General features: G+C 42.9%; 22 protein-coding genes. 12 read left to right on the top strand and 10 right to left on the bottom strand.

The window, feature by feature from the left end:
* Positions 1–33 precede the first annotated feature (33 nt).
* From AAGG74_RS12925 to AAGG74_RS12915, 3 genes are all read left to right on the top strand, one after another.
* Positions 34–693, top strand: coding sequence for a site-2 protease family protein (locus AAGG74_RS12925; RefSeq protein ID WP_162103803.1), 660 nt, complete (start codon positions 34–36; stop codon positions 691–693).
* A gap of 12 nt (positions 694–705) precedes the next feature.
* Positions 706–1,224: a YwhD family protein gene (locus AAGG74_RS12920; RefSeq protein ID WP_162103804.1), complete on the top strand. Its 519-nt coding sequence runs from the start codon at positions 706–708 to the stop codon at positions 1,222–1,224.
* Between the two features lie 138 nt (positions 1,225–1,362).
* Positions 1,363–1,755 (top strand): hypothetical protein, encoded by a 393-nt coding sequence (locus AAGG74_RS12915; RefSeq protein WP_429675743.1) that lies wholly within the window; start codon positions 1,363–1,365, stop codon positions 1,753–1,755.
* Between the two features lie 71 nt (positions 1,756–1,826).
* Here AAGG74_RS12915 and AAGG74_RS12910 read toward each other — a convergent pair whose 3' ends face one another.
* Entirely contained in the window at positions 1,827–3,899 is a 2,073-nt protein-coding gene (locus tag AAGG74_RS12910) for a transglycosylase domain-containing protein (protein ID WP_429675742.1), read from the bottom strand.
* Between the two features lie 201 nt (positions 3,900–4,100).
* On the opposite strand from AAGG74_RS12910, the gene speE reads away from it, so the two are divergent.
* Positions 4,101–4,931 carry a spermidine synthase gene (gene speE / locus AAGG74_RS12905; RefSeq protein WP_003227543.1) on the top strand — a complete coding sequence of 277 codons (831 nt, stop codon included), beginning with the start codon at positions 4,101–4,103 and terminating at the stop codon, positions 4,929–4,931.
* Between the two features lie 62 nt (positions 4,932–4,993).
* The gene (speB, locus tag AAGG74_RS12900) at positions 4,994–5,866 is read left to right on the top strand and encodes an agmatinase (RefSeq protein ID WP_429675741.1); all 873 of its coding nucleotides are present in this window, start codon (positions 4,994–4,996) and stop codon (positions 5,864–5,866) included.
* 45 nt (positions 5,867–5,911) lie between these two features.
* On the opposite strand, the gene AAGG74_RS12895 is transcribed toward speB, so the two are convergent.
* The 8 genes from AAGG74_RS12895 to AAGG74_RS12860 all read right to left on the bottom strand — a co-directional run bounded on the left by AAGG74_RS12895 (position 5,912) and on the right by AAGG74_RS12860 (position 11,464).
* Positions 5,912–6,472, bottom strand: coding sequence for a hypothetical protein (locus AAGG74_RS12895; RefSeq protein WP_429675740.1), 561 nt, complete (start codon positions 6,470–6,472; stop codon positions 5,912–5,914).
* The gene (locus AAGG74_RS12890) at positions 6,465–7,112 is read right to left on the bottom strand and encodes an ABC transporter ATP-binding protein (RefSeq protein WP_429675739.1); all 648 of its coding nucleotides are present in this window, start codon (positions 7,110–7,112) and stop codon (positions 6,465–6,467) included. The genes AAGG74_RS12895 and AAGG74_RS12890 overlap by 8 nt, the downstream gene beginning before the upstream one ends.
* Before the next feature lie 2 nt (positions 7,113–7,114).
* Positions 7,115–7,912 (bottom strand): hypothetical protein, encoded by a 798-nt coding sequence (locus AAGG74_RS12885; protein ID WP_429675909.1) that lies wholly within the window; start codon positions 7,910–7,912, stop codon positions 7,115–7,117.
* Positions 7,913–7,921: 9 nt separating this feature from the next.
* Positions 7,922–8,596: a hypothetical protein gene (locus tag AAGG74_RS12880; RefSeq protein WP_429675738.1), complete on the bottom strand. Its 675-nt coding sequence runs from the start codon at positions 8,594–8,596 to the stop codon at positions 7,922–7,924.
* On the bottom strand, positions 8,583–9,371 hold the full coding sequence (locus AAGG74_RS12875) for a hypothetical protein (protein WP_429675737.1): 789 nt from the start codon (positions 9,369–9,371) through the stop codon (positions 8,583–8,585). The genes AAGG74_RS12880 and AAGG74_RS12875 overlap by 14 nt, the downstream gene beginning before the upstream one ends.
* Before the next feature lie 150 nt (positions 9,372–9,521).
* Entirely contained in the window at positions 9,522–10,001 is a 480-nt protein-coding gene (locus AAGG74_RS12870; protein ID WP_429675736.1) for a DUF2712 domain-containing protein, read from the bottom strand.
* Positions 10,002–10,215: 214 nt separating this feature from the next.
* Positions 10,216–10,335 (bottom strand): PhrC/PhrF family phosphatase-inhibitory pheromone, encoded by a 120-nt coding sequence (locus AAGG74_RS12865; RefSeq protein ID WP_429675735.1) that lies wholly within the window; start codon positions 10,333–10,335, stop codon positions 10,216–10,218.
* Entirely contained in the window at positions 10,319–11,464 is a 1,146-nt protein-coding gene (locus tag AAGG74_RS12860; RefSeq protein ID WP_429675734.1) for a response regulator aspartate phosphatase, read from the bottom strand. The genes AAGG74_RS12865 and AAGG74_RS12860 overlap by 17 nt, the downstream gene beginning before the upstream one ends.
* Before the next feature lie 457 nt (positions 11,465–11,921).
* Here AAGG74_RS12860 and AAGG74_RS12855 point away from each other — a divergent pair, with 457 nt between their 5' ends.
* From AAGG74_RS12855 to fnr, 4 genes are all read left to right on the top strand, one after another.
* Positions 11,922–12,350 (top strand): YwiB family protein, encoded by a 429-nt coding sequence (locus AAGG74_RS12855; protein WP_016937596.1) that lies wholly within the window; start codon positions 11,922–11,924, stop codon positions 12,348–12,350.
* Positions 12,347–14,017: an arginine--tRNA ligase gene (gene argS / locus AAGG74_RS12850; protein ID WP_429675733.1), complete on the top strand. Its 1,671-nt coding sequence runs from the start codon at positions 12,347–12,349 to the stop codon at positions 14,015–14,017. The genes AAGG74_RS12855 and argS overlap by 4 nt, the downstream gene beginning before the upstream one ends.
* 132 nt (positions 14,018–14,149) lie before the next feature.
* A complete protein-coding gene (gene narK, locus AAGG74_RS12845) occupies positions 14,150–15,337 on the top strand; it encodes a nitrate transporter NarK (protein WP_429675732.1) in 1,188 nt (395 codons plus the stop codon).
* A 99-nt stretch (positions 15,338–15,436) separates the two neighbouring features.
* The gene (gene fnr / locus AAGG74_RS12840) at positions 15,437–16,156 is read left to right on the top strand and encodes a fumarate/nitrate reduction transcriptional regulator Fnr (protein ID WP_225493207.1); all 720 of its coding nucleotides are present in this window, start codon (positions 15,437–15,439) and stop codon (positions 16,154–16,156) included.
* Positions 16,157–16,190: 34 nt separating this feature from the next.
* Here the strand turns inward: fnr and AAGG74_RS12835 are convergent, their stop codons facing one another.
* Positions 16,191–16,910 (bottom strand): YwiC-like family protein, encoded by a 720-nt coding sequence (locus AAGG74_RS12835; RefSeq protein WP_429675731.1) that lies wholly within the window; start codon positions 16,908–16,910, stop codon positions 16,191–16,193.
* Positions 16,911–17,053: 143 nt separating this feature from the next.
* On the opposite strand from AAGG74_RS12835, the gene AAGG74_RS12830 reads away from it, so the two are divergent.
* The 3 genes from AAGG74_RS12830 to narH all read left to right on the top strand — a co-directional run bounded on the left by AAGG74_RS12830 (position 17,054) and on the right by narH (position 22,875).
* Complete coding sequence (locus tag AAGG74_RS12830; protein WP_429675730.1) at positions 17,054–17,530, top strand: cyclic nucleotide-binding domain-containing protein; 477 nt, start codon at positions 17,054–17,056, stop codon at positions 17,528–17,530.
* A gap of 205 nt (positions 17,531–17,735) precedes the next feature.
* Entirely contained in the window at positions 17,736–21,422 is a 3,687-nt protein-coding gene (locus AAGG74_RS12825) for a nitrate reductase subunit alpha (RefSeq protein ID WP_429675729.1), read from the top strand.
* Complete coding sequence (gene narH / locus AAGG74_RS12820) at positions 21,412–22,875, top strand: nitrate reductase subunit beta (protein ID WP_429675728.1); 1,464 nt, start codon at positions 21,412–21,414, stop codon at positions 22,873–22,875. The genes AAGG74_RS12825 and narH overlap by 11 nt, the downstream gene beginning before the upstream one ends.
* The last annotated feature ends 2 nt before the right edge of the window (positions 22,876–22,877 follow it).

Raw genomic sequence — 22,877 nt, 5'->3', positions numbered from 1 at the left:
ATTCTTGCATTTTTAGAAAGAGGGATATTTCATTTGGACCGTTTTTTATATTATCCGTTATCTTTAATGCCATACCTCGTCATCACGTTAATCGTGTCATTTACGATACACGAGCTTGCTCATGCTTATGTCGCATACAAATTCGGTGACGATACGGCGAAAAAACAAGGGAGACTGACGCTCAATCCGATTAAGCATCTTGATCCGTTCGGAACCATCTTGATTTTGGTGGCCGGCTTCGGATGGGCGCGTCCTATTCCCGTGAATCGCCGCTTCTTTAAGAAGCCGCGGCTCGCCGGCGTACTCGTGTCAGTTGCCGGGCCTGTCAGTAACCTGATTCTTGCGTTTATCGGTTTCTTTTTGTTAGTGTTGATGCATGTATACGGAATGGAGACGCTTGCGGCATTCAGCACGGGACTTGATCAGTTCTTTTCCATTTGGATACAGCTGAATCTTGTGTTGTGTTTATTTAATCTGCTGCCGCTGCCGCCGCTCGATGGCTATCGGATTATCGAAGATCTCGTACCGCCGGGGGTGCGTGCCAAGATGACGCAGGCAGAGAACTACGGCTTTATCGTCTTTTTGGTTTTGTTCGTGACACCGCTCGGTTCTTACGTGCTTTGGCCGCTGCTTAATGCAGGAAGAAATCAGATTTTAAAGCTGTTTTCAGCAATTTTTCAACCGCTTTTGTAGGAGGGTGAACTCATGGAAGAAAAAAAGAAAAAGTCAATCGGATTTAATATTATCAAAAGTGATCCGACAGACGGACACGGCGGTTTCGGTGTAGGGGCACTCAGCCTTGATAACATTTCCCCCGTATTCGTCGATGTAGAGGAAAAAGAAGCGTTCGTGGACATTGGTGCGATGCACGCCCGCAGCACTGTTGAAAAAGGAATTAAATTTCTGCCGAATAAAGAAGAAGTTCCAAATGGCAAACCATACTGGCTCGTATGGGTGACGATTGACAGAAGAGAAGAGGGGCCTTATTACGCAGGGGTGACAGCCTGTGAACTGACGGTCGACAGAAGCATCAGAAGAGGCTACAAATCGCTGCCTGAGCATGTGAATCTGATGGATAAATCCATGAAACGGAACATTATGATTGATAATATGGACGACAGCTCAAAGCGTGTGCTCGGCGAGTTTTTGAAAAATCATGATCAGGGCCTATGGGACCGGTCTGCAGATGAATTAAAAACAGGGCTGCTTCCGGAAGATAACTAATTTGTGAACTTTATGTGAACTATTAGAATATTTGAACTATTTATTGTAAACAGTGAGTAAACTGGTGATACAGAAATAGGATATGGAAAATCCCGAGCCGAAACAAGACTCGGGGTTTTTCATTTTTAGGGGGATATGATGTACGAAACCATTCGAGTCGGCGATTGGGTCATAAAAGCCGACGTGGAAGAAACGAGAAAGCAGTATGAGAAAGATATAGAGGATATGTGTGAATGCGGTAACTGTCTTAACTACTATGAGGCAGTGAATGAACTGCCGGTTCAAAAAGCTCAAGTATTAGAGAGCTTAGGTCTCTTTCCAGCCAAATGTACAGACATAAATTACCATGGGATAAAAGGTCATTTGCACTTTTATATAGCGAGTTATTTTATAGTAGGCAGTATTGTTGAGGGGAAAGAAGAATTAAACCCGAAAAGGATTGATTTTTCCTGGCATATTTCATTTTCAGTGCCGCAACACCAAATTTATATTCCTAAGGGTTTCCCGAAGCCAATTATTCAGCTTGATTGAGTTACGCTTCTTCCATGGGTCATTGAGATCAACCATACGAATAACCCGGTCTCCGAGGAGCCGGGTTATTTTTAATGATTCCGTCCCAGCCATTTGTCCCACCACTTTTTCTCGGAAGCGGGCTTTTCTTTGACTGGCCGGTCTTTTATTTGTTTAGCGGGTTCTGCCCCATAGCACACGTTTGCCGGTTCGGTTCCTTTTACAAAATACGTGTAATGCTTGGCTGCGCATCCTGGACCGGATGTGTAGCCTGTTGTTGGATCAATGTATACGCCGGTTACGCCTTTTGGCGGTTTGAATGCCGTTTCTGGTTCACCTTTGAGCGCATCTTCCATAAAGTCCGCCCAAATCGTTTTGGCGTAGCTTTTTTCTTCGACCGAGTCGATAGTGTTGTTTTTGTCATAGCCTGTCCAAACCCCTGCGGTCAGTTTCGGATTGAAGCCGATCATCCAGCTGTCTGCGCTTGTCGTTCCTGATTTTCCGGCATATGTCCTTGTCAGGCGGTTGGCTATCGTTCGTCCGGTTACCGAGGTATAGCCGTTTAAATCAGTATCAAACATGCCTGTCATCATATTCGCTGTGACAAAAGCAGCTTTTTCATCGAGCATCTGTTTCCGCTGATTTGAATTTTCGTACAGCACATGTCCAGCCGCGTCCGTGACTCTTGAAATGAAGATCGGTTCGATTTGCTTTCCTCCATTTGCAAGCATAGCGTAGGCGTTGACCATTTCAATCGGGCGCACGGGTTCGGTGCCGAGCGCCAGCGACGGCAATGCTTGAAGATGGGCGGTGATGCCGAATTCCTTTGCTGCCTGTACAAGCTTGTTCGTGCCGAGAAAGAGATGTGTTTTCACAGCGTAAATGTTGTCAGAAAGCGCCAGCGCCTGCAGAAGCGTAATCGGTTTGTTTGCGTAGTATCCGTTATAGTTGCTTGGAGAATAGGTTTCTCCCTTCGCATCAATTTGGAACTCGGTTTCTTCGCTTTTCATCAAGGTGACGGGCGTAAACCCGCTCTGAATCGCTTTATAGTACAGTAACGGCTTGATCGTCGATGCAGGCTGGCGTTTCGCCTGTGTCGTCCGGTCAAATGGGCTTTTTTGATAATCCCTGCCGCCGACAAGGGCGAGAACGTTACCTGAGCGGGGATCAATGGCTGAAAAACCGACTTGAATGTCAGAGCCAGCGTTGACAGTTTCGGCAATGGTCTTCTCGGCGATTCGCTGCATCCGTTTATCTACCGTTGTATAGACATTTAACCCGCTCGTTTCAATTTGCTCCCTGGTCATGCCGAGCTTTTTCTCCAGCTCTCTCATCGCATTGTCATAGAAATAAGGAGCCTTTCTCTTGGAAACTTGTTTATTCAAAGGCTGATAGGAAAGGGGTTCCTTGATCAGTTCATCTGCTTTTCGATGACTGATCATCCGCTGCTTTTCCATCATCCGCACAATTGTTTTCTGGCGCTCCTTAGCCTTTGCTTCATTAACATAGGGAGAATAGCCGGAAGGGCCTTTTGGGATTCCCGCTAAAAGCGCCGCCTCTGCATCCGTCAGGTTTTTCGCATGCTTTTCGAAATACAGGCGGGAAGCGGCTTCAATGCCGTAGGCGCCGTGCCCGTAGTAAATCGTATTTAAATAGCCTTCTAATATCTCGTCCTTAGAATAGTTTTGCTCCAGACGAATCGTGTAAAATGCCTCATTCCATTTTCGTTTCCACGTTTTATCGTGTTCAAGGTATAAGTTTCTCGCATATTGCTGGGTGATGGTGCTTGCGCCCTGAACCTTGGCAAATGCTTTCAAATCAGCAAGCGCCGCCCCAGCCATGCGTTTATAATCAAAACCGTGGTGATGATAGAAATTTTGGTCTTCAACCGCCACTGTCGCCTTTGCGATCGTCGGGTTCATGTCCTGTAAGGGAACCCAATAGCGCTTTTCGCCATAATTCGTTTCCCCCAGCTTTGAACCGTCATTCGCATACAAAATCGTGGATTGCGGCACTTGCACCGAGGGAGCGCCCTGGTATTTGGCTATCAAAATGACAGTCATAAACACAGCCGCTGCCGCCAAGACCGCAAAAGCGCCTAAAAAGATGAAGGCGCGAACGGTTTTCAGCGTCATTCTCAGCCGTTTATTTGTCATGGCATCCACAACGGGTTCCCCCTTTTTTTATGTTTCTACTATTATGAGAAAAAAAGATCGTTTTTAAACATCGCAAAACGGGACGCATCTTTACTTTTTCCCCGCCATCCTCTATACTTTTTCCTTAGGTGAAAATGAGATTTCAACCGGGAATAAAAGCTGATAAGACGCTTACAATAAATGAATACAGCCTTGAAAGGGAGATGACAATTGAGCGAACTTTGGTACACAGAGAAGCAAACGAAAAATTTTGGCATTACGATGAAGGTTAACAAAACGTTACATACAGAACAAACGGAGTTTCAGCATTTAGAAATGGTAGAAACAGAAGAGTTCGGCAACATGCTGTTTTTAGATGGCATGGTTATGACATCTGAAAAAGACGAATTTGTTTATCATGAAATGGTGGCGCATGTCCCATTATTCACACACCCGAATCCAGAGCACGTGCTTGTGGTCGGCGGCGGTGACGGCGGCGTCATTAGAGAAATTCTGAAGCATCCGAGTGTGAAAAAAGCGACACTTGTTGATATCGATGGCAAGGTTATCGAATACTCTAAAAAGTTCCTTCCTTCAATCGCAGGCAAACTGGATGACCCGCGCGTTGACGTGCAGGTAGACGACGGATTTATGCACATTGCGAAATCTGAAAATCAATACGACGTCATCATGGTTGATTCAACTGAACCTGTCGGACCGGCTGTAAACCTGTTTACAAAAGGATTCTACGCAGGAATCGCGAAAGCGCTGAAAGAAGACGGCATTTTCGTCGCTCAGACTGACAACCCTTGGTTTACACCTGAATTAATCACCAATGTACAGCGTGACGTGAAGGAAATCTTCCCGATTACGAAGCTGTACACGGCGAACATTCCGACATATCCGAGCGGTTTGTGGACATTTACAATCGGTTCGAAAAAATATGATCCGCTTGCAGTGGAAGACAGCCGTTTCTTCGATATTGAGACAAAATATTACACAAAAGATATTCATAAAGCGGCATTTGTTTTGCCGAAATTTGTGAGTGACCTGATTAAATAATAGTGATATAGCGCAGGAGCGAATCTTGCGCTTTTTTACAGGAAAGCGAGGGTATATTATAGATGAGATTTGATGAAGCTTATTCAGGAAAAGTATTTATCGCGAGCCGTCCCGAGTGGGAAGAGGCGGATGCCATCCTTTACGGCATGCCGATGGACTGGACGGTCAGTTATCGCCCGGGCTCACGCTTTGGTCCAAACAGAATTCGCGAGGTGTCAATCGGCCTTGAAGAATACAGCCCGTACTTAGACCGTGATCTAGCCGATCTGAACTTCTTTGACGCCGGCGACATCCCGCTGCCGTTCGGCAATCCGCAAAGAAGCCTTGATATGATTGAAGAATATGTGGACAGCATTTTAGAAAAAGGGAAATTCCCAATGGGCATGGGCGGGGAGCATCTCGTGACATGGCCTGTCATAAAAGCGATGCACAAGAAGTATCCAGACCTTGCGATTATCCATTTTGATGCACATACAGATCTTCGTGTTGATTATGAGGGAGAACCGCTTTCTCACTCCACACCGATCCGCAAAGCGGCAGAATTAATCGGACCGCAAAATGTATATTCATTTGGAATTCGTTCCGGCATGAAGGAAGAGTTTGAATGGGCGAAGGAAAACGGCATGCACCTCTCAAAATTTGAAGTGCTTGAACCGCTGAAGGAAGTGCTTCCAAAACTTGCGGGCCGTCCGGTTTATGTCACAATCGACATTGACGTATTAGACCCTGCACACGCGCCGGGAACAGGAACGGTTGACGCCGGCGGCATCACATCTAAAGAACTGCTAGCATCCGTCCATGAAATCGCACGTTCGGAGGTAAATGTGAAGGGCGCCGACTTAGTGGAAGTCGCACCAGTGTATGACCACTCAGAACAAACGGCAAACACAGCCAGCAAAATCATCCGTGAAATGCTGCTTGGGTTTGTGAAATAGTTTTTAAAAAAGGAACTGAATTATATTCAGTCCCTTTTTTATCTTTTAATTATTTAAAGTCATTTTATAAGAAATTCTTTTATTAGATTTTTCGTCTATAACAGTATAATAAGCAGATACGTTTGATGATTCAGGATTAAAATTTTTATAATTTATTTTTTCATCGGGATACAAACTTAGTCCTACGTATCCTTGTACAGTTTTCCCTGATGGAATCTCTGTATTGAATTGATACTTATCCGGTAAATCATAATTATAAGGCATCAATTGTTTATTATATTGATACTGACCAAAAAATAAAAAGTTTTTTCCGTCCGGTGAAAGATCCTCTAGAGCAATTTTATGATTAGAAGTATTTTCAGCATTAAAAGACAAAATGTATATATATTTTATGGAATTTGTTTCTTTATCAAATGATTTAACCGGCTTTAATGGTTTTATTGCGTGGTATCTTATTCCTTTTCCTGTATCGATCGTTTGGTTTGCTGAAATATTAATATTTTTTGGAGTGTATTTATCATTTTGGGCGTTCACTGTATAGAAACGAACACAGCTGAATGCTACTATTATTAATAAAACAATAAGGAAAATCCAACGCTTATTCATCTGTATCCTCCAGTTTACCTTCATTAATATCAATAATTCTGTCAACAACACTATTTTCACATAGTGTATCATCGTGACTAGCCACTACAATTGTTGTGCCGTTTTCTTTTTCAGTTTTTAGGATATCCAATATAAGATTAATCCCTTTTTTGTCTAAGGCATTTGTCGGTTCATCTAAAAGAAGTAATTTGGGTTTCTCCATTATTGCTTGGGCAATTCCTAAGCGTTGCTTCATTCCTAATGAGTATCGTTTGACTTTACGCTTATCTTCAGGGTCTAACCCAACTTTTCGTATTACTTCTTTTATTTCTTCCTCAGATACTTTTTTCTTAATTGAAGCAAGGAATTTCAGATTTTGAAATCCTGAATAGACAGGGATGAAGCTTGGGTATTCAATTAACAGACCTGTATGCTCAGAGAAGTCAATATCTTTTCCGATCACGAGGCCGTTAACAGAAACTGCGCCTTTTGTTAATGTTAACAGTCCAGCGATGGCTCTTAAAATCATTGTCTTTCCGGATCCATTATGGCCTCTTAACACGACAAATTCATTTTCTTGTATTGAAAAACTGATATCATCTAGCACATGATTTCCTTTCAATTTTTTAACCATATTTTTACATTCGATATACGATGTCATAATTACTCTCCTAAAATGTCTGTTTTTTTAATAAAAACTAGGCTGATAAAAGTACAGACTGCACAGAAAATAAGTGCAATTAATAAAAAGTCGGAGGCATGAAAAAAACGACCATCTGAGTAGTTAACGTTCATGCGTGAATAATCAATAAAAGCCCACTTTCCAGCCATAGCAAATGAAGCAATGAATAAAGAACTATGAAAAAAAATAGATATTACAACATAAGCAACAATAATAATAAATGCTGATATAAAAGATATCATGAAAGTTAAAGTTTCCAGCATAACTGCATACAAAAACGAAACTACTATTTGAATGAACATAAATAATATTACCTTGCTGTTCAGTTCTGCTGTAAAGCCTTTAAATGAGATAAATAACATAATGTATATAAAAAGCCATACACACCATATAGATACAATCAGAACAAACAGTGATAAAAGTTTGCTGAATACAAATACTCCTTTTTTGGGGAGTTTCGGGAGGATATAAGCTCCTGAAATTTGAATGTCACGAAACATAAAATTACCCACAATCATCAAAGGCAGCACTTGAAAACTAATCCATTGTAGAGGAATAGATAGTCTATGCTGTGTATATAAGATATGTATATCAAAGAAGTTCATTGAATGAAATAGTGTGGTCAGGCTGTCGGAAAAACTTTGATGGCTTAGCTGTCCTGTCTTATTGCTGTCCCAGAGGAAGCATAAAAGAAGGAGGGCAATAGCTAAGCTAATGACAAAGTATGTAACCTTACTTTCAGTGAAACGCATGACAATATCACGTTTCAGCATATTCATAAAAGACAATCAGTTTGCTCCTTTCTCCTCAACCTGCTGTAAATAATTGCGTCGCTTTATAGATTCAATAGAAATCCCGAATAATAACAACATAATCCCTAATCTAATCAATAATAATTCAGCCAAATCACTAAATTCTAGTACAAAACCGTTTAAAAAGAGCATACCATTACATGCAAGGTAATCAATCAAAAATAAAAGAATGAATAGAAAAACTACAAAGATTTGATTCAAATACAGTAAAGTAAATGAAACAACATAACAAATGAAAATAAATGCAAACACATGAGTGATAAAGGATATAGGGGTCAAATACAACAGCCCCGTATTATTGAATATACATAAAATATACAATTCACCCATAATGATAATACCGTATATTGCTGAAAATAAAAGAGTTTTGAACAGGTATACCAATGTTAGATAAGGTGCATTGTTTACTCGGATTACAGTATATATTGAAAAGTAATCTGAGGAAATCAAAACAGAAAATATCACGGCAGCAGGGCATAAAATAGAAACGAGATGCCAATAGGAAAAAATATTTCCCAGTACAAAACCATCACCACTACCATTTTCTTGATAAAAGAAGAAATAAACAGCACTTAACTGCAGCAGTAAAGCGGCGATGATACCCGGCCACTTCATTCTTAATGTTGATTTTAAAGTATTATAATAAAACACGGCGTTTTTTTCCCCACATATAAAGTAAAATAGTTGCAATGAGCACTCCAAGGTTCAAATAAATAAACTTATCTAAACTCAAGAATCCTCCATCATTAATGATATATTTCAGTGGATTGTAATGGTTGTTGAGTAAAGTAAAACCTATTAAATTGATTAAGAAAGGTATGATATAAACAAAATATTTCTTTTTAATAAAAAATGATAAAGCCAATCCAATGGAAGAAAGAACAGCTCCATACAACCCATTTAATGCAAAAAGGATAAGAGTATATATTAATGAGTGTTCGTAATACAGATTTGCTAAGTCTGTTCCGCCTGTAACGATGGGGTCCATGTAATTGACGATCCCGTCTGGGTTTACCAAAGGATATGTCATCGATAGCAAATAAAGATTTAATAATAATGGTAAAATAATGACGAAAAATGAAATTATAAAGTTCAACCCGAATAATACTGTGAAGTATTTCTTTTTAGTTGTTTTTGTTATGACATTCATAAAAAATCCAGTGTTTTTATCTTCACGGTACATACCTGACATTGGAAGTGAGGCTAATAACGGAAGAATGAGAATCCAGATAAGCTGAGTTGAGGTTGAATGTCCTTCTGCAATATTCGATAAAAACGGTGAGTTATGAATTTCATAAGGAAGATTGATCTTCTTCTGAAAGAAGAGAATACCTAGATAACTGACGATCATAAGAATGATACTAATGAATAAAGAGAAATAAATCTCTTTATTTTTTAATAAACGTTTTAAAAAGAAAGAAATCATGGGCAATGCTCCTGTTTTTTTATTAAAACTCTGTGTGAGTTTTGGATAATTTTATTTTAATAAAAAATATGGAAGAGTGGATATTATTTTTACCTTAAAAAGCGATCTTACATTAAATATGTAAGATCGCTTGGTTTTGAGAGAAAGGTATTAATAGATTGTGTAATTTCCCTTAGGTTTTACGCTGTCTGGACTCCAATCAGTAGGATAGGAATCACCACTGTAGCTGAAGCCGCCAAATCTTACAGGTACATCTCTCCCGTAATTTTCAACAGCAGTGTTGGAAAATAAGTATGTATGACCCGGTTTTACTGTTCCTTCATGATTTCCATCACCGGATACATTGTGCCAGTCGCGCCCGCCAGAGTGAACATTTTTATCTGCCTCAGCCCATACATCAAATTTACCCCCGTCGTCTTTCTTTAGAAGACGCATATACATGTAGCTTCTATTTTGTTTTCTTCGAGCAGTTGTATAGTCGTAATGGCTGTACCATGTGAAAGTAAAATGCACCCTTGAATCGCTCGTATTAGCTTTTGCATGAACCACCTGTGTAACACCCAGTGAGGAAACAGCAAGCCCAAACATGATAATGAGTAAACTAATCCTTTTTTTGAATTGAACTTTCAAAATTAACCCTCCATTTTTAAGCTTCAATTGAAGTTGTACTAAACTTAAGTCTTGTATATAATAGTTCAATAAAAAGGAAAATTAAACAAGTTTTTCATTTATAATATTAAAATTATCTTATTTATTATGTTTCTGGATTGGAAAACCAATTTAAAATAGTTTAGTAATTGATATTTTAAATTTAAAAACAACCAGTAAATACCGGTTGTTTGCATTAAATCATTCCTCGCTGTGCAACTTCAATTTGCTGTGTAGGTGCATTTGCAAAATTCGTTGTGATAAAAACAGTGCTCAGGGCTAGACAAGAGAGTAATAGTTTAGACTTCAATTTCATACAAGTTCACTCCTCCTTGAATAAGTTGCCTTACTTGCTCCACTTTTAAGAAATAAGTAGAAGCTTTTTGAAAATTTTCACGTTCATGATAATACTTGGCCACATCAAGAACGAAATCCTCAAGATCAGCATACAGCATTTTACTTTCAAGAAAATCAAAGAATCTTTGAATTGCTTCTTCATCAGGGCCTGATAAGTATAAATGTTTCAAAAATTCAAACTCTGATAAATAAATTGAATCTCGGGTCTTTTGAGAATAAGCCATCCCCTTGCTATGATATGCATGAGCTTTATCCAATTTTCCTAATTTATAATGAATTTGTGTAATCAAAAAATAAGCTTGGGGCAGGGAAGGAAGAATATTCGATTCCTCAAAAACAGCTATTGCTCTTTTGAAATACGGTATGGCATCTTCATACTGGCTTTGACTGTTTTTGCAAAGCCCGATGTTGTACAAGGTTCTCCCCATCAATTGGGGTTGATTCTCAGCTTCCGCCATGGAGTAAGCTTTTTTAAAATGTGATATAGCATCCTCATATTGTTTTAAATCTAAGAAATTGGTAGCAAATAAAGAGTGACACTGAAGCAATCTTATATTGTAAGCTTCATGTTCTTTATATATTTCATATGCCTGTCGCGCATAGTCCATTGAAAAATACGTTTGTTTCATATAGTAATAAGACTCAGACATCTTAAAGAAAAACTCAGCTTTCTCTATTCGATCCTTAACGAATAGTAACTTGCTTTCGGCCTTTTTGAAAAATTTAATGGCAGACAGATATTCCCGTTGGTCCAGCTCATACATACCCCTAAAGAAATTAAAGTAATAATCAAGGACTCCGGTTAAACGAGCCTGCTTTTTATCAATCTCAACCAGCAGCTCAGACAGTCTGGGCTGTTCCTCGATCCGCATTTTTTCTAGCGGTTCAAGGTACTCAAGCATCAGGTTGTGCCGGAATTCCATCAGTGAATAGTACAAATGAAGATCTTGGTCTTCTTCCATTTGATCCAGCGCTTGTTTGATTTCACTTCGCAAGTATTCTGCATCGGGTATGCTGAATTGGCGTATGTACATATACCATTCGTTAATCTTTTCTCCGACGGAAGAAGAAGATATGACACCTGCCACGTTTGCAAATCCCTCCCTTCATTATTCTATATATGTCATATTTTATCATTTTCATTCTTGAGAGAAGCGCAAAAAAACCGCAATCTTTTTCTTTCGTTACACCGCATGAGTCTGAAAAAATAAAAAAACGCTTTGAAACCTGCCCTATTGGTGTTTGAGGGAGCAGAAAGGTGTAGAAATAACAAAACGGAAGTGACATAGTGAGCTTTGCTAGTACCCATTTTTATACATTTATTTGAATGAAACATTAATTGCAAATGATAAAATTTAGAAAAATACAATATTTCTTAAAGGCAATGCAGTAATCTGATTTTCTCTTCTATTAAAGAACTGCTTTTTATGAGGTTTATCTTCAAATCTAATGAGCAATGATGGTAAGATAGAAGCAGTTGAAGTTTACAAACTGAATGATTATACTATTCAAGTCAAAGTGGAATGATGAAAAGGACGTGTCAAAATGAAGCAAGAGACACCGATAACACTCCATGTGAAGTCTGTGATCGAGGATGACGGAAATGAGGAAGTCATCGAATTCCGCACCACCGGATTTTACTATGTAAAACAACAAAAAGTGTATCTATCTTATTATGAGGAACACGACTTAGGCAAAGTAAAAACGATTGTGAAGGTGAGCGAAGGTGAAGTTCTGATCATGAGGTCAGGCGCTGTTAAAATGAATCAGCGTTTCATAACGGGAGCTTCCACAATTGCGAAATATAAAATGTCATTTGGTGAGCTTGAGCTGGAAACAAGCACAAAATCGATTCAATCTGATCTCGGTGAAGAAAAAGGCCGAATCAGCATCGCATATGACATGCATGTCGGAGACGAGCAGCAGCATTTACATAATATGACGATCACGTATGAGGGAGGAACTCACGCATGAACATTGCGGAACAAATGAAGGACGTGCTGAAAGAAGAAATCAAAGCGGCCGTTCTGAAAGCGGGATTGGCTGAAGAAAGCCAGATTCCTGATGTCGTTTTAGAAACACCGAAAGATAAAACACATGGTGATTATTCAACAAATATGGCGATGCAGCTGGCAAGAATCGCAAAAAAAGCGCCGCGCCAAATCGCTGAAGAGATTGTCGCTCATTTTGATAAAGGAAAGGCTTCGATTGAAAAGCTCGATATCGCCGGCCCGGGCTTTATCAATTTCTATATGAACAATCAATATTTAACGAAACTGATTCCGTCTGTATTGGAAGCAGGTGGAGCATACGGAGAAACGAACATCGGAAACGGTGAACGAGTTCAGGTTGAATTCGTATCAGCGAATCCGACGGGAGACCTTCACCTCGGCCACGCCCGCGGTGCGGCTGTCGGTGATTCTTTGTGCAATGTGCTTTCAAAAGCGGGCTACGATGTGAGCCGTGAATATTACATTAATGATGCCGGAAACCAAATCAACAACTTGGCGCTTTCTGTTGAAGTTCGTTACTTTGAAGCGCTCGGTTTAGAAAAAACGATGCCGGAGGATGGCTATCGCGGCGAGGATATCATTGCGATTGGAAAACGTCTCGCTGAGGAATACGGCGACCGCTTCGTCAACGAAGAGGAGAGCGAACGCCTTGCGTTTTTCCGTGAATACGGCCTGAAATACGAGCTGGAAAAACTGCGCAAGGACTTGGAAAACTTCCGTGTGCCGTTTGATGTATGGTATTCCGAAACATCATTGTACGAAAACGGAAACATCGACAAGGCGCTTGAAGCGATCCGCGAAAAAGGCCATGTCTATGACGAAGACGGTGCGACTTGGTTCCGCTCCACAACGTTTGGCGATGATAAAGACCGCGTATTGATCAAGAAGGACGGAACGTATACGTACCTCCTGCCCGATATCGCATACCATAAGGACAAGCTTGACCGCGGCTTTGATAAGCTGATCAACGTGTGGGGAGCCGATCACCACGGCTACATTCCGCGTATGAAAGCGGCAATCGAAGCGCTTGGCTATGAAAAAGGGACGCTTGAAGTCGAAATCATTCAGCTCGTTCACCTTTACAAAAACGGTGAGAAAATGAAAATGAGCAAACGGACGGGTAAAGCGGTAACGATGCGCGACCTGATTGAAGAAGTCGGCTTGGACGCCGTGCGTTACTTCTTTGCGATGCGCAGCGCTGATACGCATATGGATTTTGACTTAGATCTTGCGGTATCAACATCTAACGAAAATCCTGTTTATTATGCGCAATACGCACATGCCCGTATTTGCAGCATGCTCCGCCAAGGGGAAGAGCAGGGACTTAAGCCGGCGGCGGATCTTGATTTCAGCGTTATTCAATCAGAAAAAGAATATGACCTGCTGAAAACGATTGGCGGCTTCCCAGAGGCAGTGGCAGAAGCGGCGGAAAAACGAATTCCGCACCGTGTCACAAACTATATTTATGATCTGGCTTCTGCTCTGCACAGCTTCTACAATGCGGAGAAAGTCATCGATCCAGAAAATAAAGAGAAGAGCCGCGCGCGCCTGGCTTTAATGAAGGCAACGCAAATTACGCTGAACAATGCGCTTCAGCTGATCGGTGTATCGGCTCCGGAAAAAATGTAATCATGATCAAAGGACAAAGTCTTCGGGCTTTGTCTTTTTTTTATAAAAAAACGTGTGATGTATTTCACAATCCTGTTTGCTGAGTTTTTGTATGATAAGGCTGATATTGAATCATTGAAAGGGGCAAGCCGAATGATCAACCGTCAACATATTCAATTATCGTTACAGTCATTAAGCTTAGTGGCAGGATTTATGGTGTGGGTATTGATTTCATCACTCATTACCCAAATGACATTAGATATTCATTTAAGCAAAGGCGAGATTTCTTTAGTAACAGCGATTCCCGTCATCCTCGGGTCGCTTCTCCGCATTCCTTTAGGGTTTTTAACGAACAGGTTTGGGGCGCGGCTGATGTTTATTATCAGCTTTATCCTGCTTTTGATTCCTGTGTTTTGGATCAGTATCGCAGACTCTCTGTTTGATTTAATCGCAGGCGGGTTTTTCTTAGGGATCGGGGGAGCGGTATTCTCCATTGGGGTGACCTCTCTTCCGAAATATTATCCGAAAGAAAAGCACGGTGTCGTCAATGGGATTTATGGAGCCGGAAATATTGGAACCGCGATTACCACATTTGCCGCGCCGGTTATTGCACAAGCTGTGGGGTGGAAAGCAACTGTGCAGATGTATATGGTTCTGCTGGCCGTTTTCGCATTGCTGCACGTATTGTTCGGCGACCGCCATGAGAAGAAAGTGAATGTTTCCATAAAAACCCAAATCAAAGCCGTTTACCGAAATCATGTGCTGTGGTTTTTGAGCCTGTTTTATTTTATTACATTTGGCGCCTTTGTTGCCTTCACCATTTATCTGCCGAACTTTTTGGTGGAGCACTTTGGGCTGAGTCCTGCGGATGCCGGTTTGCGAACGGCTGGCTTTATTGCCGTATCGACGCTCCTCAGACCTGTAGGCGGATTCCTGGCTGATAAAATAAGCCCGCTCCGCATCTTGATGGTCGTTTTTGCAGGACTTGCATTATCAGGCATTATCTTATCGTTCTCGCCGACGATCGGCCTTTATACGTTTGGGACATTAACTGTCGCTGTCTGCTCAGGTGTAGGAAACGGAACTGTTTTTAAACTCGTGCCATTCTACTTTTCGAAGCAAGCGGGAATTGCCAATGGGATTGTGTCTGCGATGGGCGGATTAGGCGGATTTTTCCCTCCGTTAATCCTGGCGAGTGTATTTCAGGCAACAGGCCAATACGCGATCGGTTTTATGGCGCTTTCGGAAGTGGCGTTAGCAAGCTTTGTCCTTGTCATCTGGATGTATTGGCAGGAAAAAGTGAAAACGCACACGGAGAGAAACAGTCAGAGCGTCAATTAACACTGGGCATTCACAAGATTGTTATTTTTTTCTCGATGGGTGCCAATCAATTCACGTTACAATAAACATACGCAACGTGACTTTCTTCGAGGTGAGCTCATGAATTTTCTCTCTGTTCGACGACCATCTGATAGTGATCTGATTTCCAGCGATCTGCATGAATTGCTGGAATCAATCAGCACGAAAAGAAAAATGGAAAAACACACGTATTTGTTTCGGGAAGGAATGGATGCAGAAGAGCTTTACCTGATTCAATCAGGACTCATTGAGATTGGCAAGCTGACATCTGACGGAAAAGACCTGACACTTAGAATTTGCCAAAAGCATGATATCGTCGGTGAATTGACGCTTTTCACTGAAGAGCCGAGATATATGCTCAGTGCAAAAGTGCTAGAGGATGGCGAGGTGCTCGTCATTAATAAAAACAAGCTGGAAAAAGAATTAATTCAAAACGGTGCTTTGACATTTGAATTTATGAAATGGATGAGCACCCATCTTCGAAAAATCCAGTCTAAAATCAGAGACCTGCTTCTTCATGGCAAGAAGGGAGCGCTCTACTCGACCCTTATCCGCTTATCAAACAGCTACGGAGTGGAACGAAGCGACGGCATTCTGATTAACATTGTGCTGACAAATCAAGATTTGGCAAAGTTTTGCGCGGCGGCAAGGGAAAGCGTCAACCGTATGCTGGGAGATCTCCGCAAACAAGGGGTGATTTCGATAGACGAATCAGGAAAAATTATTTTGCACAAACGGGATTATTTGCGATGTGAGATTGAGTGTGAAAATTGTCCGCTGGAGATTTGCAATATTGATTAAAAAACCCAAAGGCCGCCGGCGGTCCTTGGGTTTTTTATCTTGTGGCCAACACATACATGACAGCAAAAAAGAAGCAGGCATTCACGAGTTCCCAAATGCCGATCGTTTTCACAGGCCAATCTCGTCCGTGGAAAAACCATGCACGCAAACTGCTTGGAATCAAACCGAGAAAAGCCCATCCTGCTCCGAAAAGAGCGGATAAAAAGGGGAGCAGCAGGTGATATCCCCATGACCAGTATGCAAATCTTTTGTTTTTCTTTTCTCGGATCATTGATTTCACAAAAAAGGAGCTCCCGATAAAAAATAAAGCGGATTGGAAAAAGATAAACCAAGCCGAGCCGTCAAGGATTCCCGTCCCCAGCCAACAGCTCGCAAGCCCACCCGAACAAAAAAACAAGACTCCTGCGATATCATTCACAAGCGCCCGTTCGTTTTTTCGGCGGGCAAAATACATATGGATGAGAAACAGCGGCAATAAAGAAACACCAATCCAGATGAGCGGCGGCATATGAAAGACAGAAATGATCAAAAAGAAACAGGCCGGAGCACTGTAATAACATATCCACTTTTGATAGGGGATGAGTTGTTTCTTTTTCATGGCAAGCGTAACGGGATACACGGCTAAGTACAGGAAAAGCCAGCCTAAAAAGAGCGGAATATGCCAGAAAACGGGACCGCCCTTGGCCATGCCGAGTAAAAAGGGAATCAGCAGCATTGCCCATGCGCCGTGCTGCTTTGGAATCAGCGTTTTCATCGAAATTCTCCTTTTTTATTCTATTATAAAGGCAGCCAACCTCCAGATAAGTGACATTCATCATACAGGTTGTGAAATATATCACTGCTATATAGGTTCAATATAGCTACACTAAAGCTATCCTTAGCACAGGAGGCTTTCCTATGAAACAGTGTGACTATTTATTATTTTTGAAACAACTTCCTATGTTTAATGAAGTGCCTCTATCCATTGTTGAAACCTTGCTGAAAAACGGGACGTTTATCAGCGGATCGTCCAGTCAGTCTCCATCCTTTCTTCATTCTCAATCTGTTTATATTGTATTAAAAGGCAGTGTCCGTTTTATGGACAGCAGGCTCCCAGAAGGCTCGAAAACCGTTGCGCTATGGGAAAAGGGCGATGTGTTCCCGATTGATGAAAAAGGAGAAATGTATTTATCGCCTTTTATCTCAGTCCAAGCCGCTTCAGACATTCTGATTCTCAATATCCCTTACCGTATATTTAAAAAAATGATGTCTTATAACTCGCGGCTGCAAATGAATTTTTTGGCCATGCTTCAGCAAAATGTCTTTTGCTCCTATCAATTATTTTTGCGCTATTTGCATACATCACAGGATGAAAATGCTGAGTCCGGCTCTTAAATAGAGCCGGTTTTTTGATTTTTGCTAATTGATTTAAGCGTCCTGCCTGAATACCGCTTTCATCACTTCCTGTAAAAGCTCTTCCTTCTCCCTAATGTGAATATTTTGTGAAAAAAGCGGAGTGTGTGACATAGTTCACAAGGAAATCTGCGGTCTCTGTTTATAGTGAACGTAGCATCACCTGACTCGGAAGGAGTGAACTCTCATGAAGAAAAAGAAAATGAGTCCGTTGTTTAGGAGATTGAATTATTTCTCTCCTATCGAACACCATTCAAATAAACATAGCCAAACCACCCGCGAAGATCGCGATTGGGAGAATGTATACAGAAGCAGATGGCAGTACGACAAAGTCGTTCGCTCCACCCACGGCGTCAACTGCACGGGGTCCTGCAGCTGGAACATTTATGTGAAAAACGGAATTGTCACATGGGAAGGACAAAACTTGAATTATCCATCAACAGGCCCGGATATGCCAGATTTCGAACCGAGAGGCTGTCCGCGCGGGGCCAGTTTTTCATGGTATATCTACAGCCCGCTCCGTGTGAAATATCCTTACGTGCGTAGTGTACTGATCAATTTGTGGCGCGAAGCATTGCAGGAGCATCAAAATCCGCTGGATGCATGGAAATCAATTGTTGAAAACCCTGAAAAAGCGAACTCCTATAAACAAGCAAGAGGGAAAGGCGGTTTTGTGCGCGCTGAATGGCCTGAAGTGCTGAAGCTGATTTCAGCCTCTTTGCTGTATACAGTCATGAAATACGGGCCTGACCGGAATGTCGGTTTTTCTCCGATACCGGCCATGTCCATGATCAGCCACGCCTCAGGCTCTCGGTTTATGTCATTAATCGGCGGCCCTATGCTCAGTTTTTACGATTGGTACGCGGATCTTCCGCCGGCATCTCCGCAAATATGGGGTGACCAGACGGACGTTCCGGAAAGCAGTGATTGGTACAATTCAGGCTATATCATTACATGGGGATCCAACGTGCCATTAACGAGAACGCCTGATGCGCACTTTTTGGCTGAGGCCCGCTATAAAGGCGCTAAGGTCATTTCGATCAGTCCTGATTTTGCGGAATCCTCAAAGTTTGCGGATGACTGGCTGAGTATCCGTCAAGGGACTGACGGGGCGCTTGCGATGGCAATGGGCCACGTCATTTTGCAGGAATTTTATGTGAATCAAGAGACGGAACGTTTCATTGAATACGCGAAGCAATACACGGATTTTCCATTCCTCGTTACCTTGTCAAAAGAAAATGGCGTATACGCAGCGGGCCGGTTTCTGCATGCGAATGACATCGGACGGCAGACAAAAAATGATCAGTGGAAGCCTGCGGTCTGGAATGACCAGACAGGCACATTTGCCATACCGCAAGGAACCATGGGCTCCCGCTGGGACGGACAGCAGAAGTGGAACCTGCACATGATCGATGAAGAAACCGAAGAGTCGATTGAACCCCGTCTCTCTGTGCTCGGAATAGAAGACGAAATCGGCACAGTGCGCATCCCGTATTTTTCAAATGACGGAAACAAAGTGCTTGAGCGGGATCTTCCGATTAAAAAACTGGATCTGAACGGCGAAGAGGTGTGTGTCACGACTGTGTTTGACTTGATACTGGCCAACTACGGCGTGAACCGGGACATCGGTGACCAATCACCTGTCTCTTATGATGATCCTCAGCCGTTTACACCAGGATGGCAGGAACAAATGACAGGAATCAAAAAAGAAGCTGTCATTAAGATTGCCAGAGAGTTCGCTCAAAATGCGATCGATACAGACGGCCGGTCCATGATTATCGTAGGAGCAGGGATTAACCACTGGTTCAATTCCGACACGATCTACCGGGCTGTATTAAATCTTGTATTACTAGTAGGCGCTCAAGGCGTAAACGGCGGAGGCTGGGCCCATTACGTGGGACAGGAAAAGCTTCGTCCTGCTGAAGGCTGGCAGACGATTGCAAATGCAAAGGACTGGGAGAGTGTACCTAAGCTGCAAAACGGCACCTCATTTTTCTACTTTGCGACAGACCAGTGGCGGTATGAGGACCAGCCCGTCAGTGACTTGGCTTCACCGATTGCTGGGTCATCTCGTTACAAGCATCATGCCGATTACAATGTGATGGCAGCACGCTTAGGCTGGCTGCCGTCCTACCCGACTTTCGATAAAAACGGCATTGACCTATACAAAGAAGCTGAAACAGCGGGAGCAGCCACACCAGAAGCTGTTGGTGCATATGTGGCCTCACAGCTTCAAGAGAAAAAGCTGAAATTCGCGATTGAAGATCCCGATAATGAAGCCAATTTTCCAAGAAATCTCTTCGTATGGCGGGCGAATCTGATCTCAAGCTCAGGAAAAGGACATGAATATTTTCTTAAGCATCTGCTGGGAACGACGAACGGTTTGATGAATGACGACAGCGAAAGCATCCGCCCTGAAGAGATCAAATGGCGGGAGCAGGCACCTGAAGGAAAGCTCGACTTATTAATCAATCTTGATTTTCGAATGGCTGGTACGGCATTGTATTCCGATATCGTGCTGCCGGCGGCGACATGGTATGAAAAACACGATCTCAGCAGCACAGATATGCACCCGTTCATTCATCCTTTCGCCCCGGCCATCTCGGCTCCGTGGGAATCAAAGTCGGACTGGGATATTTTCAAAGCACTGTCAAAAGCCGTTTCCGTTCTGGCAGAAGAAGTCGATATGGAGCCGGTGAAAGAAGTTGTAGCGACACCGCTTCTTCACGATACGAAGCAGGAGTTGGCTCAGCCGTTCGGTAAAATCAATGACTGGAGCAAAGGCGAATGTGAAGCTATTCCGGGAAAAACGATGCCGAACATTCAAGTCGTCGAACGGGATTACAAACACATTTATCATAAAATGACCGCGCTCGGGCCTCACACCGGTTTAAAACCGAGCGGAACAAAAGGGATGAGCTGGTCGATTGCCGAGGAATATGAATCACTCAAGAAGAGGCTGGGAGAAATCACCTCGGACAGCATTGCGAAAGGATGCCCGAATATAAGCGAAGCAAAGCAGACAGCAGAAGCGATTTTAACTCTATCGTCTACTTCGAATGGAAAAGTCGCTGTGAAGGCATGGGAATCGCTTGAAAATATCACAAATCTAGAGTTGAAAGACTTGGCGGAAGAACGGGAAGAAGAATGCTTTACGTTTGAGCAAATCACTGCCCAGCCGAAAACGGTCATCACGTCTCCGGCATTTACAGGTTCAGAAAAAGGGGGACGCAGGTACTCGCCATTTACGACGAACGTAGAAAAATTAATTCCGTGGCGAACACTGACCGGCAGACAATCTTATTATGTCGACCATGAAATGATGATGGAATTCGGTGAAACGATGGCGACATTTAAACCGATTCTCCAGCATCGCCCGTTCCTAAGCAAGCGGCCTGACCAAGAAGGCAAAGAAATCGTTCTTAATTATTTGACGCCGCATAATAAATGGTCTGTCCACAGCATGTATTTTGATTCTTTGCCGATGCTGACGCTGTTCCGCGGCGGGCCGACTGTATGGATGAATAAAGATGACGCGGGAGACACGGATATTAAAGACAATGATTGGATTGAATGCTTCAACCGAAATGGCGTAGTCGTCGCGAGAGCGGTTTTGTCACACCGGATTCCTAAAGGAATGGCATTTATGCACCATGCCCAAGACCGCCACATCAACGTGCCCGGCACGAAACTGACAAATAACCGCGGAGGCACCCACAACAGCCCGACAAGGATTCACGTCAAGCCGACACAAATGATCGGGGGCTATGCCCAGCTCAGCTACGGCTTTAACTATTACGGTCCAACAGGGAATCAGCGCGACCTGAACGTCGTCATCCGCAAGCTGAAGGAGGTCGATTGGCTTGAAGATTAAAGCGCAAATCGGTATGGTCATGAACTTAGATAAATGCATCGGCTGCCACACGTGCAGCGTCACCTGTAAAAATACGTGGACAAACCGTGCCGGTGCGGAATATATGTACTTTAACAATGTAGAAACAAAGCCGGGCATCGGCTATCCGAAGCAATGGGAGGACCAAGATAAATATAAAGGCGGCTGGACATTGAAAAAGGGCAAGCTTGAACTGAAATCAGGCCCGAAAACAAACCGGCTCGCAGGCCTTTTCTATAACCCGAACCAGCCGACGATTGATGATTACTATGAACCTTGGAACTATGATTATGAAACATTAACAAACAGCCCGCAGAAAAAACACCAGCCGGTGGCGCGGCCGAAATCGTCCTTGACGGGAGATTTCATGAATATCGAATGGGGGCCGAACTGGGAGGATGATCTCGCGGGCGGCCACATTACAGGGCTTGAGGATCCAAACGTGCAAAAGATGGAGGAATCGATCAAAACAGAATTCGATGAAGTCTTTATGATGTATCTTCCGCGTATTTGTGAGCACTGCATCAACCCGGCTTGCGTGTCATCCTGCCCGTCCGGCGCTATGTACAAACGCGAGGAAGACGGCATTGTGCTTGTGGATCAAAACGCATGCCGTTCATGGAGATATTGCGTCTCATCCTGCCCTTATAAAAAAGTTTATTTTAACTGGCAAACGAACAAAGCGGAAAAATGCACACTCTGCTTTCCTCGCTTGGAGGCGGGTCTGCCGACCATTTGCTCCGAGACGTGTGTAGGCCGAATCCGCTACCTCGGTGTCATGCTGTATGATGCGGACAAAGTGGAGGAAGCGGCATCTGTTGAAAATGAAAAGGATCTGTACCATTCACAATTAGACGTTTTTCTTGATCCGAATGATCCTGAGGTTGCCAAACAGGCAAAAGAACAAGGCATTCCGGCTGAATGGATCGAGGCCGCGCAGCAATCGCCGATCTATAAAATGATCATCGACTGGAAGATTGCGCTGCCGCTTCATCCTGAATACCGCACACTGCCTATGGTTTGGTACATTCCGCCGCTGAGCCCGATTATGAATCTCTTTGAAGGGAAAGGAAGCCAGCAAACGGCGGAAGACATTTTTCCGGCTATCGACCAAATGAGAATCCCGATTGACTATTTGGCGCAGCTATTAACGGCTGGTGATACAGACCATATTCGTTCAACTTTAAAGAAAATGTCTGTCATGCGCCAGTATATGAGAGCAGTCCAGACGAATAAATCCGTCGACCCGGATCTCATATCCAGTGTCGGCTTAACGGAACAGCAAATTGAAGACATGTATCGGCTGCTTGCCATCGCTAAATATGATGACCGCTTTGTGATCCCAAGCAGCCACCGAGAAGATGTGTCAGATTTATACGCTGAACAAGGAAGCTGCGGCTTATCATTTTCAGGCGGCCCCGGCTCTTGTTTCTAACT

Origin of the sequence: Bacillus mexicanus (assembly GCF_050445615.1) — a bacterium.
GTDB classification, from domain to species: Bacteria; Bacillota; Bacilli; order Bacillales; family Bacillaceae; genus Bacillus; species Bacillus mexicanus.
Note: the sequence above shows the minus strand (reverse complement) of the source record. Positions and strands in the feature narration are given on the sequence as shown.

Bases quoted from the DNA above. Each gene is read 5' to 3' on its own strand.
- AAGG74_RS12920 (WP_162103804.1), top strand. From the start codon at position 706: ATGGAAGAAAAAAAGAAAAAGTCAATCGGATTTAATATTATCAAAAGT.
- AAGG74_RS12915 (WP_429675743.1), top strand. From the start codon at position 1,363: ATGTACGAAACCATTCGAGTCGGCGATTGGGTCATAAAAGCCGACGTG.
- speB (WP_429675741.1), top strand. From the start codon at position 4,994: ATGAGATTTGATGAAGCTTATTCAGGAAAAGTATTTATCGCGAGCCGT.
- AAGG74_RS12895 (WP_429675740.1), bottom strand. From the start codon at position 6,472: ATGAATAAGCGTTGGATTTTCCTTATTGTTTTATTAATAATAGTAGCA.
- AAGG74_RS12890 (WP_429675739.1), bottom strand. From the start codon at position 7,112: ATGACATCGTATATCGAATGTAAAAATATGGTTAAAAAATTGAAAGGA.
- AAGG74_RS12885 (WP_429675909.1), bottom strand. From the start codon at position 7,912: ATGAATATGCTGAAACGTGATATTGTCATGCGTTTCACTGAAAGTAAG.
- AAGG74_RS12875 (WP_429675737.1), bottom strand. From the start codon at position 9,371: ATGATTTCTTTCTTTTTAAAACGTTTATTAAAAAATAAAGAGATTTAT.
- AAGG74_RS12865 (WP_429675735.1), bottom strand. From the start codon at position 10,335: ATGAAATTGAAGTCTAAACTATTACTCTCTTGTCTAGCCCTGAGCACT.
- AAGG74_RS12855 (WP_016937596.1), top strand. From the start codon at position 11,922: ATGAAGCAAGAGACACCGATAACACTCCATGTGAAGTCTGTGATCGAG.
- argS (WP_429675733.1), top strand. From the start codon at position 12,347: ATGAACATTGCGGAACAAATGAAGGACGTGCTGAAAGAAGAAATCAAA.
- narK (WP_429675732.1), top strand. From the start codon at position 14,150: ATGATCAACCGTCAACATATTCAATTATCGTTACAGTCATTAAGCTTA.
- fnr (WP_225493207.1), top strand. From the start codon at position 15,437: ATGAATTTTCTCTCTGTTCGACGACCATCTGATAGTGATCTGATTTCC.
- AAGG74_RS12835 (WP_429675731.1), bottom strand. From the start codon at position 16,910: ATGAAAACGCTGATTCCAAAGCAGCACGGCGCATGGGCAATGCTGCTG.
- AAGG74_RS12830 (WP_429675730.1), top strand. From the start codon at position 17,054: ATGAAACAGTGTGACTATTTATTATTTTTGAAACAACTTCCTATGTTT.
- AAGG74_RS12825 (WP_429675729.1), top strand. From the start codon at position 17,736: ATGAAGAAAAAGAAAATGAGTCCGTTGTTTAGGAGATTGAATTATTTC.